We start from the raw sequence: 12205 nt of genomic DNA, 5'->3' as shown, positions 1-12205 counted from the left end.
TCAGGTTCGCGCGATGGCAATGCCGTCGGCCAGCAACGCCGCACGAATTCGCCGGGCGAACACGACGGCGCCGGGCTGGTCGCCGTGAAGGCAAAGGGTGTCGGCGGTCACCGGCACGTCCACACCGTTGACGGAGCGAACCACACCTTCGAGCACCATGCGCCGTACCTGTGCGATGGCCTGCTCGACGTCCTCGATCATCGCGCCCGGCTGCGAGCGCGGTGTCAGCGTGCCGTCGTCCTGGTAGCTGCGGTCTGCGAAGACCTCGGAACGCACCGCCAGGCCCTTGTCGCGCGCGGCCTGGGCCATGTTCCTGTTCGCCACGAACAACTGCAGCGTCGGATCGACATCGAACACCGCCTGCGCCACCGCCTCGGCGAGCGCAGGCTGCCGCACCGTCATGTTGTAGAGAGCGCCGTGGGTCTTGACGTGGTGCAGCGATGCGCCCTGGGACCGCGCAAAGCCCTGCAGCGCGCCGACCTGGTAGATCACCAGCGCGTAGACCTCGGCGGGGGACATGTCCATCGCGCGTCGTCCGAAACCCTGGCGGTCCGGCAGGCCGGGATGGGCGCCCAGCGCCACGCCATTGGCAAGGGCCGCCCGCACGGTCTTCAGCATGGTGTCGGGGTCGCTCGCATGAAAACCGCAGGCGATGTTCGCGGAGGTCACGTGCGGGAGGATCTCGAGGTCCTGCCCCATGACCCAGGGGCCGAAGCTCTCGCCCATGTCGCAGTTGATGTCGATCGATGGCATGGCTGTGCTTCCTTGTTCCTTGTTCCTTGTGAATGGGGACCTGCGGTTCGATGCGGGCTCAGGCGAGCGCATGCGCGGCCATCTCGCGCACCAGCGCCAGCCGGTCTTCGAGATCCAGCCACGCCCGCTCGACCGCCTGCTGGGTCACCGGCGTGAAGCGGATGGACGCGCCCGGAAGCGCCTGGGCCAGGCGCGGCAGATCGGTGCTCGCGACATAGGCGATCTTGGGATAGCCGCCGGCGCTTTGGCGGTCGGCCATCAGCACGATCGGCTGGCCGTCGGGCGGCACCTGCACCGTGCCGAAACTCGTGGCCTCCGAAATCATCTCCAGTGGCTGCGTGAGTTGCAGGTCGGGGCCTTCGAGCCGGTAGCCCATGCGGTTGGATCGCGACGAGATCGCGAAGGGCTGGCTGACAAAACACTCTCTCGCCTCGGCGGAAAAGGCACTCCACTGCGGACCCGGTATGAAGCGAACGCCTTCGGGCGATCCGTCCGGCAGTTCGGTGCCGATGCGCGCCGCGGCCACGAACGGCAAGCCGCTTTGCACCAGGATGCGCTCGAGCGCCAGCGTGGGCGCATCCGGGTCCGATGGGGCGAGAGGCACCCTGTCGTTCTTGCGCAGCGCCCTCCCCTCGTGACCTCCGAAGTTTCCGGGCAGGTACGTGCTGCGACTGCCGAGCACGGGCGTCGTCGCGAAGCCGCCGCGCACCGCCAGGTACATCCGGGCGCCGCTGCTGCGCTCGCCGAAAGCCAGCCTCACGCCGCGGCGCAGCAGCACGGCGCAACCCATGGGAACGGGCCGGTCCCCCGCCGTGATGCGGACCTGCCCGCCGCAGACAGCCAGCAGCGTGTCCCGGGTGAATTGAACGGCCGGGCCGGTCAGCGTGCATTCGAGCACGGCCGCATCGTCGGCATTGCCGACCAGCATGTTGGCAACCCGGTGCGACCACTCGTCCATGGCACCGTTCACTGGAACGCCATGGTGCTGGTGGCCCAGGCGCCCCAGGTCCTGCACCACTGAGAACATGCCCGGCTGCAGAACCTGCATGTGCGCAAACGAGTTCCTGCTCATGACCGGGGCTCCCGCATCTGCGCGAATTGCGAAGGCGAGATCGGATGAAAGCGCACCCGGGCGCCGGGCTGCATCCGCGTCGGCGGGGTCTTCGTCACGTCGAACATGCTCCACGGGGTACGGGCGATCACGTTCCAGCCGCCGGGCAGCGCCGTCTGGTAGATGGACGTGATGCCGTTGGCGATGGCGACCGACCCCGCCTCCACGCGCAGGCGCGGCGTCGCGCGGCGCGGGACCTTCAGCCGGGGATCGACCGGACCGAAGAACGGGTTGCCCGGAGAGAAGAAGTAGACGTAGAGCGACATCGGCGTCGCGCAATGCAGACCGACGACTTCGTCGGCCGTCAGGCCGCAGCGCCGGGCCACTTCCTCCAGGTCGGGGCCGTATTCGCCGCCGTAGCAGGCGGGGATGTCGATCACCTGGTCGTTCACCGGCAGCGTGGGAATGTCACGGCCCAGCAGCCGCTCGATGCGCCGTGCCAGCTGCAGGGACGCCGCCCCCTGGCGTCGCGCGAATGCGAGCGGCTGATAGTGCAAGGCCACGGTCGTGAATGCGGGCACCACGTCGAACACGCCGGGCAAGTTCGCCGATGACAGGTACGCAGCGACGTTCTGCACGGTGCGACTGGTCTCGGCGCCCACCTGATCGCCCAGGCGCACCAGGAGGCATCGATCGCCCACCGGTTCGATTTGCCAGCCCGTGAGACGGTGCGCAAGGCCGCTGGCACTACCGGGAGGATTCATTGGCATCGCATCTTGCATGTGGGTTGAAGGTATTTTCAAGTTCGGTATGCCAGTCAGCCGAGGTGCTGCACCCACTCGGTGCCGCAACGCCTGCAATACGCTTTGCACGCTTGCCGCGCGATGTCGGCCGTGCGCAGCACGATGGGTGTCGCATTGGGCTGATGCGAGAGCGCCACGCCAAGAGAGGGTGGCGCGGGCAACGGCAGCACCACGAGCTCGCCGCGTTCGATGTGTTCCCTGACCAGCAGGCCGGGGATGATGCCCACCCCGACGCCTTCTCGCACCAGCGACACCAGCGCCGCCAGCGACGGTGAACCGGAGATGCGCAGCTCGCCTTGCGCCATGCCCTGGCGCGCCGCGAGCTGCTGCGCGAGATTGACTGCGGCGACGTGCGGTGTCGTGCCGCGCACCTGCGTCAGCAACTGGTGCGAGAGTGTCTTGCGCAGTGCGTCGCGCTTGGGGATGAGCCCGCGCCTGGCGACCCAGTGGATCGGCAGCGACATCAGGTCTTCCATGACCGAATAGCTGCTGCCGACCTCGTTGCTCACCCGCAGGATGAAGTCCAGGGTGCCCCGCATCAACTGTTCGGCAAGGTCGACCGTGAGGTCGACCGTGAGATCGACTTCCACCTGGGGCAGTTGGGTGCGCATCGCTTTCATGAAGTCGGGCAACCAGGTATGCACGGCCGTCTCGAGCACGCCGACGCGGATGCGCCCGCCGAGCACACCGCCGCTTGCCGCAGCAGCCTGTATGGCGCGCGTTGCCTCGAGCACACATTCGGCATGGCGCAGCAGGCGTGCGCCATCCGGTGTGATGCGCATGGTCTTGTGGTCGTAGTCGAACAGCGTGACGCCCAGTTCCTCCTCGAGACTGCGCACACGCATCGAGATGGTCCCGGGCGTGGCATTGAGCTGCTCCGCCACGCGGCGCACGCTGCAGATGCGGGCCAGCATCACGAAGGTCTCGATGAATTTGGTGTTCACTTGCTCCTGATCCAGTGCGCGAGCGCACTACGTTGCAGCTTCATTCCCCGGCGTGGGGCGTGCGCTGTTCAATTTCTCTGAACAGTGCCCGCGCAAATTCCTCGATGGACGCGGTGCACAGCGATTCCTACAGTAAGCAAATTCCTTGCTCACTTTTCTCGACAACCCGATGAACTCCACGATCTGGATGCATCCTGCCGATCTGCGCCGCGAGATCCGGGAAGGCCGCTTCAGGGGCCCGACCGCAGGCCACAGCCCCGGCTACACACAGGGCAATCTGGCGATCCTGCCGCGTGAATTCGCCGAAGAGTTCCTGCGCTTTTGCCGCCTCAATCCGAAGGCCTGCCCGGTGATCGGCGTCAGCGAGCCCGGCGACTGGCGCGTGCCCGAGCTTGGCGAGGTAGACCTGCGCACCGATGCGCCGGCGTACTGCGTGTTCCGCGACGGCGAGCCGGCCGGCGAAGTGCTCGACCTGCGCGAACTGTGGACCGACGACATGGTCGGCTTCGTCATCGGATGCTCGATGTCCTTCGAAGAAGCCTTGCTGGAGGCCGGACTGCCGATACGCCACATCGAGCAGGCCACCACCGTGCCGATGTACGACACCCACATCGCCAACGTCCCCAGCGGCCGCTTCGGCGGCACGATGGTCGTGAGCATGCGGCCGATGACGCCGCAGCAGGCCATCCGGGCGATCCAGATCACGTCGCGCTTCCCTGGCGTGCACGGCGCGCCGGTGCATTTCGGCGACCCGGCGGCCATCGGCATCCGGGACATCGAGCAGCCCGACTACGGCGAGCGCTCCGAGATCCGACCCGGCGAACTGCCGGTGTTCTGGGCCTGCGGCGTGACGCCGCAACGCGCAATTCGCACAGCGCGCCCGAAACTTGCAATCACCCACAAACCTGGGCAGATGCTGGTCTCGGACATCCGCAACAGCCAGCTCGCGGTTTTCTGACCCTTCATCGCTTTCACGCTTCCCGATCCACCCCTGAAGTACCGGAGATTCATTCATGAAACGCAGACAGGCCCTTATCGGCATCGCCGGCACCGTGGCATTGAACGGTGCCTTCACCCAGGCCATGGCCCAGAAAGGCGAGGTCGTCATCGGCGTGATCTACCCGTTGACGGGGTCCAGCGCGCAGGTCGGCGTGGACAGCAAGCACGCCATCGACACCGCACTTGAAATCATCAACACCGCCAGCACGCTCGACCTGCCGGGCGCGAAGAACGCCGGCCTTGCAGGCCTGGGGAACGCAAAGGTGCGTGTGGTCTACGCCGACCACCAGGGCGACCCGCAAAAGGGCCGCTCCGAGGCAGAACGCCTGATCACGCAGGAAAACGTCTGCACCATCGTGGGTGCATTCCACTCGGCCGTCTCCGCCACGGTGAGCGCCACCTGCGAGCGCTACGAGGTGCCCTATCTCTGCGCCGACTCGTCTTCCCCTAGCCTGAGCCGGCGCGGCCTGAAGTATTTCTTTCGCACCTCGGCACATGACGAGATGTTCAGCGAGGCCATGTTCGACTTCATGGACGCGATGAAGGGCAAGGGCAAGCCGATCGGCAGCGTCGGCATCTTCTACGAAGACACCATCTTCGGCACCGACTCTTCCGCCGTGCAGCGCAAGCTGGCCAGCGAGCGGGGCTACAAGATCGCCTGCGACATCAAGTACCGCGCCAACTCGCCCTCGCTGAGCGCCGAGGCGCAGCAGATCAAGACGGCCAACCCCGACGTCCTGCTGCCCTCCAGCTACACCAGCGACGCCATCCTGCTGACCAATGCGATGGCGTCGATCGGCTACAAGCCGAAGAACCTCGTGACGCAGGCAGCCGGCTATATCGAGAAGCCCACGCTCGAATCGGTGGGCGACAAGCTCCAGGGCATGATCTCGCGCGCCAGCTTCTCCGCTGACATGGGCGACAAGCGGCCGTCGGCCAAGGCCGTGAACGAGATGTTCAAGGCGCGCGCCGGACGCGACCTCAACGACCAGACCTCGCGGGTGTTCACCGCGTTGATGGTGCTGGCGGAGGCCATAGACCGCGCCAAATCGGTCGAGCCGAAGAAGATCCGCGAGGCGCTGGTTGCCACCGACATTCCCGGCGAGAAGACCATCATGCCGTGGAAGCGCGTGAAGTTCGACGCCACGGGCCAGAACACATTTGCCAGCCCCGTGCTGATCCAGTTCAAGGCAGGCAAGTTCTCGACGGTGTTTCCGTTCGAAGTCGCAACCGCGACGCCGGTCTGGCCGATGAACCCATGACCGCCTCCGCCCTGCCGCAGATCCTGGCCACCGGCTTGCTGATGGGGCTGATCTACGCCCTCATCGCCGCCGGGCTCTCGCTCATCTTCGGGCTGATGGACGTGGTGAACTTCGCCCACGGCGAGTTCCTCATGCTGGCCATGTACGCCACCTTCGGCTTCGCGGTGTTCGCGCACCTCGACCCGGTGCTCTCGCTGCCGCTGGTGGCGGCCGTCATGTTCATCGTCGGCGCGAGCGTCTATGCGGGCGTGGTGCGGCATGCGATGCGCTCCAAGGTCAACACGGGCATGGTCCAGATCTTTTCCACCTTCGGCCTGGCGACGCTGATCCAGGGCGGTGCGCAGTTCTTCTTCACGCCGGACTTCCGCAATGTCGACCACACCTGGCTCAGCGCGAAGACGCTCGAGCTTGGCGGCATCTTCCTGCCCTGGCCGCAGATCTTCGGCGGCCTCATCTCGCTGGTCGCCTTCGGTGGCCTGTACCTGATGATGACGCGCACCGACTTCGGCCGGGCGCTGGAGGCCACGCGCGAGGACAAGGGCGCGGTCGCGCTGGTCGGCATCGACAGCAACCGCGTGTTCGCGCTCGGCTGGGGCCTGGGCGCGGCGCTGGTCGGCGTGGCAGGCGCGGTGCTTGCAACCTCGTACGCCATTCATCCCCAGGTGGGCGCCGGCTTTGCGACCATCGCCTACATCACCGTCGCGCTCGGCGGCTTCGGCAGCGTGTTCGGCGCGCTCGTCGCGGGCATCGTCGTCGGGCTGGTCGAGGCCCTCACCGCCAACATCCTGCCGCCGGCCATGAAATCGATGGGCATCTACGCGCTCTACCTGGTCGTCATCTTTCTTCGCCCGCAGGGGCTGTTCGGGAAGCTTTGATGTCCATCCCATCTTCCCCTGCGGCTGTGCCGTCTTCTTCGCCTTCGTCGTCTTCTTCGTCTCCTTCTTTGCTGGCCGGCGTTACCCGGCATCGGCGCCGCCAGCTCATCGAGGCGGTGGTGGTGTTCGCACTCATCGCGCTGCTTCCCCTGCTGGTGAAGAACGCCTACCTGCGCAACGTGATCGTGCTGACGCTGATGTACGCCGCCCTCGCCCAGAGCTGGAACATCCTCGGCGGCTACTGCGGCCAGATCTCGCTGGGCCACGCGCTGTACTTCGGCGTCGGCGCGTATGCGGTCAGCAAGCTCTATGTGAGCTACGGCGTGCTGCCCTGGTTCGGCATGCTCGCCGGGGGCGGACTGGCGGTGTTGCTGGCCCTGGCGCTCGGCTACGGCACTTTTCGGCTGAAGGGCCACTACTTCTCGATCGCGACCCTGGTGATCGCCGAGATGGGGCTGCTGATCGTCCACAACTGGGACTGGCTCGGCGGCGCCACGGGCATCCAGTGGCCCTTCGGCCCTGACAGCTGGGCCACGCTGCAGTTTGCGCGCGACAAGACGCCCTACATCTTCTTCGCGCTCGGGCTGCTCGTCGTGACCTGGCTGCTGACCTTCTTCATCGAAGGCTCGAAATGGGGCTACTGGTGGCGCGCCGTGAAGGACCATCCCGAAGCCGCCGAAAGCCTCGGCGTGACCGTGTTCCGGTCCAAGATGGCGGCCGCGGCGCTGTCGGCCTTCTTCACCGCGATTGGCGGCGGCTTCTATGCGGCCTTCGTGTCCTATGTCGATCCCGACAGCGTGATGCACTTCCGGTTCTCGCTGCTGATGGTGCTGCCCGTGGTGCTCGGCGGCATCGGCACGCTGTGGGGCCCGATCCTCGGCGCTGCGATTCTCGTGCCGCTGTCGGAGTTCACGCGCAGCTACGTCGGCGGCTCCGGCGCCGGCCTCGACCTCATGCTGTACGGCGGCCTCGTCATGGCGGTGGCGCTGCTCAAGCCCGAAGGGTTGATCAAGCTGTTCGCCAGGAAGACCCGGATCCGGGAGGCAGCACGATGAGCATCGACATTCTTCTGGAGACGATCGACGTCACGCGCCGCTTCGGCGGCCTCGTCGCGAACCGGGACGTGAGCATCCGCGTGCACCGGGGCGAAATCCTCGGGCTGATCGGGCCCAACGGCGCGGGCAAGTCGACCCTGTTCAACCTGATCGCCGGCGCCTATCTGCCGACCTCGGGCAGCATCCGCTTCGACGGCCGCGACATCACCGAACTGCCGGCCACGCGCCGCTGTGCGCTCGGCATTGCGCGCACCTACCAGGTCCCGCGCTCCTTCGATTCCATGACGGTGCTCGAGAACGTGATGGTCGGCGGCTTCGTGCGCCACGCCTCGTCGAGGGCGGCTCGCCTGGCGGCGCTGCAGGTGCTCGACTTCACCGGCCTCTCGCGCACGGCCGGCACCCTCACCGGTGAACTCACGCCCCCCGAGAAGCGCCGCCTGGAGGTTGCGCGCGCGCTGGCCACCGAACCCAAGCTGCTGCTGCTCGACGAAGTGCTCACGGGCCTCACGCCGAGCGAGGCGCAACTGGGCGTCGAGCTGATCCGGCGCGTGCGCGACGCGGGCGTCACCGTGGTCATGGTCGAGCACGTGATGCAGGTCGTGATGCCGCTGGTCGACCGCGCCATCGTCCTCAACCTGGGCACCGTCCTCGCCAGCGGCAGCCCCGCCGACGTCGTGCGCGACCCGGCGGTGATCTCCGCCTACCTTGGAACACGCCATGCTGCTTGAAGTCAGCGGCCTGACCACAGCCTATGCCGGCATGGTCGCCATCGCCGATATCTCGGTGTCCGTGAACGAGGGCGAGATCGTCGTCGTCGCCGGTGCCAACGGTGCGGGCAAGTCGACCCTGCTCCAGTCGATTGCCGGACTGGTCAAGACGCAGTCGGGCCAGGTCCGCTTCGCCGGCGAGGCCATCGATGCCCTGCCCGCTCACCAGATCGCCGCGCGCGGGCTGGCGTTCGTTCCCGAAAGCCGGCGGCTGTTTCCGCGCCTGTCGGTGGAAGACAACCTGCGCCTGGGCAGCTACCTGCACCGCAAGAAGGCAGACCGCGATGCGCCGCTGGCCCAGGTGTTCACGCTGTTTCCGCGCCTGAAGGAGCGCCTGAAGCAACGGGCGGAGACGCTGTCGGGCGGCGAGCAGCAGATGCTGGCCATCGGCCGCGCCTTGATGACGCGGCCGCGTCTTCTGATGCTGGACGAACCCTCGCAAGGAATCATGCCCAAGCTGGTCGACGAAATCTTCGAGGCCGTCCTGACGATTCGCAAGGCCGGCGTGACTGTGCTTCTGGTCGAGCAGCGTCTGGCTGAAAGCCTGGAGATCGCGGAGCGTGCCTACGTGCTGCAGACAGGCCGGCTGATGCTGTCGGGCAAGGCAGCCGAGGTGCGCGACAACCCCGAAGTACGTCGCGTGTATCTGGGCATGTGACCCTGCGCAGCGGGTGTCTCCAGCGCCAAGGTCGATAGAGCCTGTGGGCCGATCCCGACACATGGCGTTGAGCAACTACTCGCCGGCGGCGCGCAAGGCCGTTGCCAGGAGATCTGACATGTAGGCGCCATGTGGAGACAGCGATACATCTCGTCGCTTCACAAGGAAAAGCTCCCGTCGGATCTCCGGCCCCGTGATCGGGATGGCCCGCAAACCGATTGCGGACGCATCGAAGATCGACGGGAGCACGGCGGTGAAGCCCCAGTTCTGGACGAGACCGAGCAGCGTCGACAGCTGATCGACCTCCATATGCCACGGCGTCGGCAAGGAATGCCCGGCCAACTCGTCGTCGATTTGCAGTCGCGTGGAGCTGAGCCGGTTCAGGCTGACGACTCGAAGCGCCGGCAGGTCGGTCCAGGCCACCGACCTGCGCCGTTTCAGTGCGGGGTGCGCGGTGCGGGCGATCAGGTTGAAGCCGTAGTGGGCAATGGACGTGGCCTCGAGCGCCGGTCCGAAAGACATATGGGTCGAGATGCCGAACTCGGCGACGCGCTCCTCGACGAGGGTTGCTATCGAGGCGGCGATGCCGTCGCGAATCGAGAGGAACACCTTTGGATAGCGCTTGGAGAAATGCGGCAGGACCTGCGGCAGTCTCGAATAGGCAACCGTGGCCACGGTCGCGATGAGCAACGCACCTTCTTCTCCCCTTGCGACGCGCGCGGCTTCGGTCAAGCCATTGTCCAGGTCGCTGAGCAGCGGAACAACTCGCTCATAAAGCGCGGCCCCTGCAGGCGTGAGCAAGACCTTCCTGGTGGTGCGATCGAACACCCGCCCGCCTATGGCGCGCTCAAGGTTCTGTATCCGCCGGCTGAGCGCCGACGGGGTGATGCAGAGCTGGTTGGCCGCGTCGGTGTATTGACCCAGTCGGACGAGGCTGCAGAAGCCGCGAAGATCGTCAACGCTGTATTGGATGCGCATTTTTCAACAATCAGTGCTTTTTATGCGTTTGACTGTATCAGGGGGCACTTTTAACCTCGAAGAGACAAACCGATTCCCCATGACCACCCAGACGCTCAACCTCAGATCAATTGGCAATATCTTTGTCGGCGGCAGGACCATCGCGCTGTCCAACCTTCCGGTCGAACACAGAAGCATGGTTCTCAACGGCGCGCCCCGGGAGGTCAATCCCAACGGGCATCACGTGTACGGCCAGATGTATGCCCAGCACTTCCAGCTCGCCTCCCCGAAGCATGCGCTTCCGGTGCTGCTCTGGCACGGCGGCGGCATGACGGGAGCAACCTGGGAAACAACGCCTGACGGTCGTCCCGGGTGGCTCTGGCGCTTTCTCGAAGCGGGCTACGACGTGTTGTGTTGCGATGCAGTGGAGCGCGGGCGCTCGTCCTTCGCCATGTCTCCGCAGATCTATCGCGAGCCACCTGTGTTCCGGACCGCAGAAGAAGGCTGGAAGACCTTCAGGCTGGGCTTGGCCTATTCCATCGACAAGGTGGACCGCCACGTGTTTCCCGGGCAGTTGTTCCCGGTCGACGCCTTCGACGACTTCGTCAAGCAATGGGTCCCCCGGTGGCCCGCACATGAGGAAATGATCCTCGATGCCTACGAGGCCCTGGTGGAACGCGTTGGTGCGTGCATCGTCGTCGCACACAGTCAGGGTGCGGGTTTTGCAGTCGAAGTGGCACGGCGCAAGCCCGAACTGGTGAAACGTGTTGTGGCGGTCGAGCCCGGTGGTATGCCTGCACAGTTGCCTTCCAGGGCCCTTCCCCCGCACCTCGTCGTGTGGGGCGACCACATCGAGCCATCCGGCAGCCATTGGATGGGTTACCGCAAGCAGGCCGACAGCTATTTTTCGGCGGTGTCGCAGACCTCGGACGTCACCGTCCTCGACCTGCCCGCACAGGGGGTTCTAGGGAACTCTCATTTTCCAATGATGGATAGCAACAGCGACGAGGTCTTCCGTCACGTTGCCGCCTGGCTTGCGCGTTGAGTCCTCCCCCAAAACCAGAGAAAGAGACATTTATGAAAGTTCTGGCGCGTTTCGCCAGCATCGCAGCATTGTTCGGCGTCATGGCAGGGACGCCGCTGGCGTCCCAAGCCGAATACCCCGACCGCCCTGTGAAGCTGATCGTCCCGTATGCGCCGGGCGGCACCGTCGACGTCTTTGCACGCCTCATTGTTCAAGGCCTCGAGGCGAAGATCGGAAAACCGGTCATCGTCGAGAACATCCAAGGCGCAGGGGGAATGATCGGGGTGGCGAAAGCAGCCCGTTCACCGAACGATGGCTACACATTGCTGATGGGCATCGTCTCTGACGTCGTCCTTGCCCCGCTGACGGAAGGCAGCGCCAGTTACACCTACAAGGATCTGGAGCCCATCGGCCCGCTTGGAACGAGCGGACTGGGTGTCGTTGCCAATCCTGCCATGAAGATCAACAACCTTTCCGAACTCATCGCTTACGCAAGGAAGAATCCCGGGAAGTTGAGCTATGGCGCCACCGGCGCAGGCTCGCTACCCGCTTTGGCGATGGAAGACCTCAAGCGCAGAGCAAAGGTCGAGATGAACTTCATCCCCTACGCGAGTGCCTCCAAGATCGTGATCGACGTCATGGGGGGACATGTCGACGTCGCCGTTTCCGGGCTGCCGGCGCTTCTGGAGCCCATCAAGGCCAACAAGGTGACCGGCGTTGGCGTCCTGAGCAAAGACCGCGATCTCGGCAACAAGGAGCTTCCCTCCGCCGCCGAAACGCCGCAGCTCAAAGGCATGGACTTCTACTTCTGGACAGGTTTCTTTGCACCCAAGGGCACCCCGGCGCCCATCGTCAACAAGCTCAACGTGGCCCTCGCCGAAGTGTTGAAAGAGCAGAAGGTGAAGTCACGGTTCGCGGACTACGGGGTCAAGATTTCCGAGCCCGCGACCCCGCAAGCATTCGGCGCCTTTGTCGCTCAAAGCCACGCGCAGTACGAGCAGTTGGTCAGGCAAAGCAATCTTCCCAAGAACTAGAGCGCTGCCAGCTCGGCACCAAG

13 protein-coding genes are annotated in these 12205 nt (G+C 65.4%); 8 read left to right on the top strand and 5 right to left on the bottom strand.

Annotation, left to right across the window (positions count from 1 at the left end; genetic code table 11):
* Genes ACSFBM_RS18615 through ACSFBM_RS18600 form a run of 4 tightly spaced genes read right to left on the bottom strand, consistent with a single transcriptional unit; the run spans window position 1 to window position 3551 of the window.
* Window positions 1–753, bottom strand: coding sequence for a LamB/YcsF family protein (locus ACSFBM_RS18615; protein ID WP_435439680.1), 753 nt, complete (start codon window positions 751–753; stop codon window positions 1–3).
* Between the two features lie 58 nt (window positions 754–811).
* Window positions 812–1825 carry a 5-oxoprolinase subunit C family protein gene (locus ACSFBM_RS18610; RefSeq protein ID WP_435485659.1) on the bottom strand — a complete coding sequence of 338 codons (1014 nt, stop codon included), beginning with the start codon at window positions 1823–1825 and terminating at the stop codon, window positions 812–814.
* Window positions 1822–2568: a 5-oxoprolinase subunit PxpB gene (gene pxpB, locus ACSFBM_RS18605; protein ID WP_435485658.1), complete on the bottom strand. Its 747-nt coding sequence runs from the start codon at window positions 2566–2568 to the stop codon at window positions 1822–1824. Before pxpB ends, ACSFBM_RS18610 begins: the two co-directional genes overlap by 4 nt.
* Before the next feature lie 53 nt (window positions 2569–2621).
* Window positions 2622–3551, bottom strand: coding sequence for a LysR family transcriptional regulator (locus ACSFBM_RS18600; RefSeq protein WP_435485657.1), 930 nt, complete (start codon window positions 3549–3551; stop codon window positions 2622–2624).
* A 169-nt stretch (window positions 3552–3720) separates the two neighbouring features.
* Here ACSFBM_RS18600 and ACSFBM_RS18595 point away from each other — a divergent pair, with 169 nt between their 5' ends.
* Genes ACSFBM_RS18595 through ACSFBM_RS18570 form a run of 6 tightly spaced genes read left to right on the top strand, consistent with a single transcriptional unit; the run spans window position 3721 to window position 9167 of the window.
* Complete coding sequence (locus ACSFBM_RS18595) at window positions 3721–4509, top strand: putative hydro-lyase (RefSeq protein ID WP_435485656.1); 789 nt, start codon at window positions 3721–3723, stop codon at window positions 4507–4509.
* Window positions 4510–4564: 55 nt separating this feature from the next.
* Window positions 4565–5812, top strand: coding sequence for an ABC transporter substrate-binding protein (locus ACSFBM_RS18590; RefSeq protein ID WP_435485655.1), 1248 nt, complete (start codon window positions 4565–4567; stop codon window positions 5810–5812).
* Complete coding sequence (locus tag ACSFBM_RS18585) at window positions 5809–6687, top strand: branched-chain amino acid ABC transporter permease (protein ID WP_435485654.1); 879 nt, start codon at window positions 5809–5811, stop codon at window positions 6685–6687. The genes ACSFBM_RS18590 and ACSFBM_RS18585 overlap by 4 nt, the downstream gene beginning before the upstream one ends.
* The gene (locus tag ACSFBM_RS18580) at window positions 6687–7742 is read left to right on the top strand and encodes a branched-chain amino acid ABC transporter permease (RefSeq protein ID WP_435485653.1); all 1056 of its coding nucleotides are present in this window, start codon (window positions 6687–6689) and stop codon (window positions 7740–7742) included. Before ACSFBM_RS18585 ends, ACSFBM_RS18580 begins: the two co-directional genes overlap by 1 nt.
* A complete protein-coding gene (locus tag ACSFBM_RS18575; protein WP_435439672.1) occupies window positions 7739–8470 on the top strand; it encodes an ABC transporter ATP-binding protein in 732 nt (243 codons plus the stop codon). Before ACSFBM_RS18580 ends, ACSFBM_RS18575 begins: the two co-directional genes overlap by 4 nt.
* Window positions 8460–9167, top strand: a complete 708-nt coding sequence (locus ACSFBM_RS18570; RefSeq protein WP_435439671.1) for an ABC transporter ATP-binding protein — start codon at window positions 8460–8462, stop codon at window positions 9165–9167. Before ACSFBM_RS18575 ends, ACSFBM_RS18570 begins: the two co-directional genes overlap by 11 nt.
* A gap of 75 nt (window positions 9168–9242) precedes the next feature.
* Here the strand turns inward: ACSFBM_RS18570 and ACSFBM_RS18565 are convergent, their stop codons facing one another.
* Window positions 9243–10145, bottom strand: coding sequence for a LysR family transcriptional regulator (locus ACSFBM_RS18565; RefSeq protein ID WP_435485652.1), 903 nt, complete (start codon window positions 10143–10145; stop codon window positions 9243–9245).
* 79 nt (window positions 10146–10224) lie between these two features.
* Here ACSFBM_RS18565 and ACSFBM_RS18560 point away from each other — a divergent pair, with 79 nt between their 5' ends.
* Both ACSFBM_RS18560 and ACSFBM_RS18555 read left to right on the top strand, forming a co-directional pair.
* Window positions 10225–11169, top strand: coding sequence for an alpha/beta hydrolase (locus ACSFBM_RS18560; RefSeq protein ID WP_435485651.1), 945 nt, complete (start codon window positions 10225–10227; stop codon window positions 11167–11169).
* Between the two features lie 32 nt (window positions 11170–11201).
* Window positions 11202–12182 carry a Bug family tripartite tricarboxylate transporter substrate binding protein gene (locus ACSFBM_RS18555; protein WP_435485650.1) on the top strand — a complete coding sequence of 327 codons (981 nt, stop codon included), beginning with the start codon at window positions 11202–11204 and terminating at the stop codon, window positions 12180–12182.
* Window positions 12183–12205: the final 23 nt, after the last annotated feature.

This window comes from Variovorax pasteuri (assembly GCF_051216435.1).
Lineage (GTDB): Bacteria > Pseudomonadota > Gammaproteobacteria > Burkholderiales > Burkholderiaceae_C > Variovorax.
Note: the sequence above shows the minus strand (reverse complement) of the source record. Positions and strands in the feature narration are given on the sequence as shown.

Bases quoted from the DNA above. Each gene is read 5' to 3' on its own strand.
- ACSFBM_RS18615 (WP_435439680.1), bottom strand. From the start codon at position 753: ATGCCATCGATCGACATCAACTGCGACATGGGCGAGAGCTTCGGCCCC.
- pxpB (WP_435485658.1), bottom strand. From the start codon at position 2,568: ATGAATCCTCCCGGTAGTGCCAGCGGCCTTGCGCACCGTCTCACGGGC.
- ACSFBM_RS18595 (WP_435485656.1), top strand. From the start codon at position 3,721: ATGAACTCCACGATCTGGATGCATCCTGCCGATCTGCGCCGCGAGATC.
- ACSFBM_RS18570 (WP_435439671.1), top strand. From the start codon at position 8,460: ATGCTGCTTGAAGTCAGCGGCCTGACCACAGCCTATGCCGGCATGGTC.
- ACSFBM_RS18585 (WP_435485654.1), top strand. From the start codon at position 5,809: ATGACCGCCTCCGCCCTGCCGCAGATCCTGGCCACCGGCTTGCTGATG.
- ACSFBM_RS18590 (WP_435485655.1), top strand. From the start codon at position 4,565: ATGAAACGCAGACAGGCCCTTATCGGCATCGCCGGCACCGTGGCATTG.
- ACSFBM_RS18565 (WP_435485652.1), bottom strand. From the start codon at position 10,145: ATGCGCATCCAATACAGCGTTGACGATCTTCGCGGCTTCTGCAGCCTC.
- ACSFBM_RS18575 (WP_435439672.1), top strand. From the start codon at position 7,739: ATGAGCATCGACATTCTTCTGGAGACGATCGACGTCACGCGCCGCTTC.
- ACSFBM_RS18610 (WP_435485659.1), bottom strand. From the start codon at position 1,825: ATGAGCAGGAACTCGTTTGCGCACATGCAGGTTCTGCAGCCGGGCATG.
- ACSFBM_RS18560 (WP_435485651.1), top strand. From the start codon at position 10,225: ATGACCACCCAGACGCTCAACCTCAGATCAATTGGCAATATCTTTGTC.
- ACSFBM_RS18555 (WP_435485650.1), top strand. From the start codon at position 11,202: ATGAAAGTTCTGGCGCGTTTCGCCAGCATCGCAGCATTGTTCGGCGTC.
- ACSFBM_RS18580 (WP_435485653.1), top strand. From the start codon at position 6,687: ATGTCCATCCCATCTTCCCCTGCGGCTGTGCCGTCTTCTTCGCCTTCG.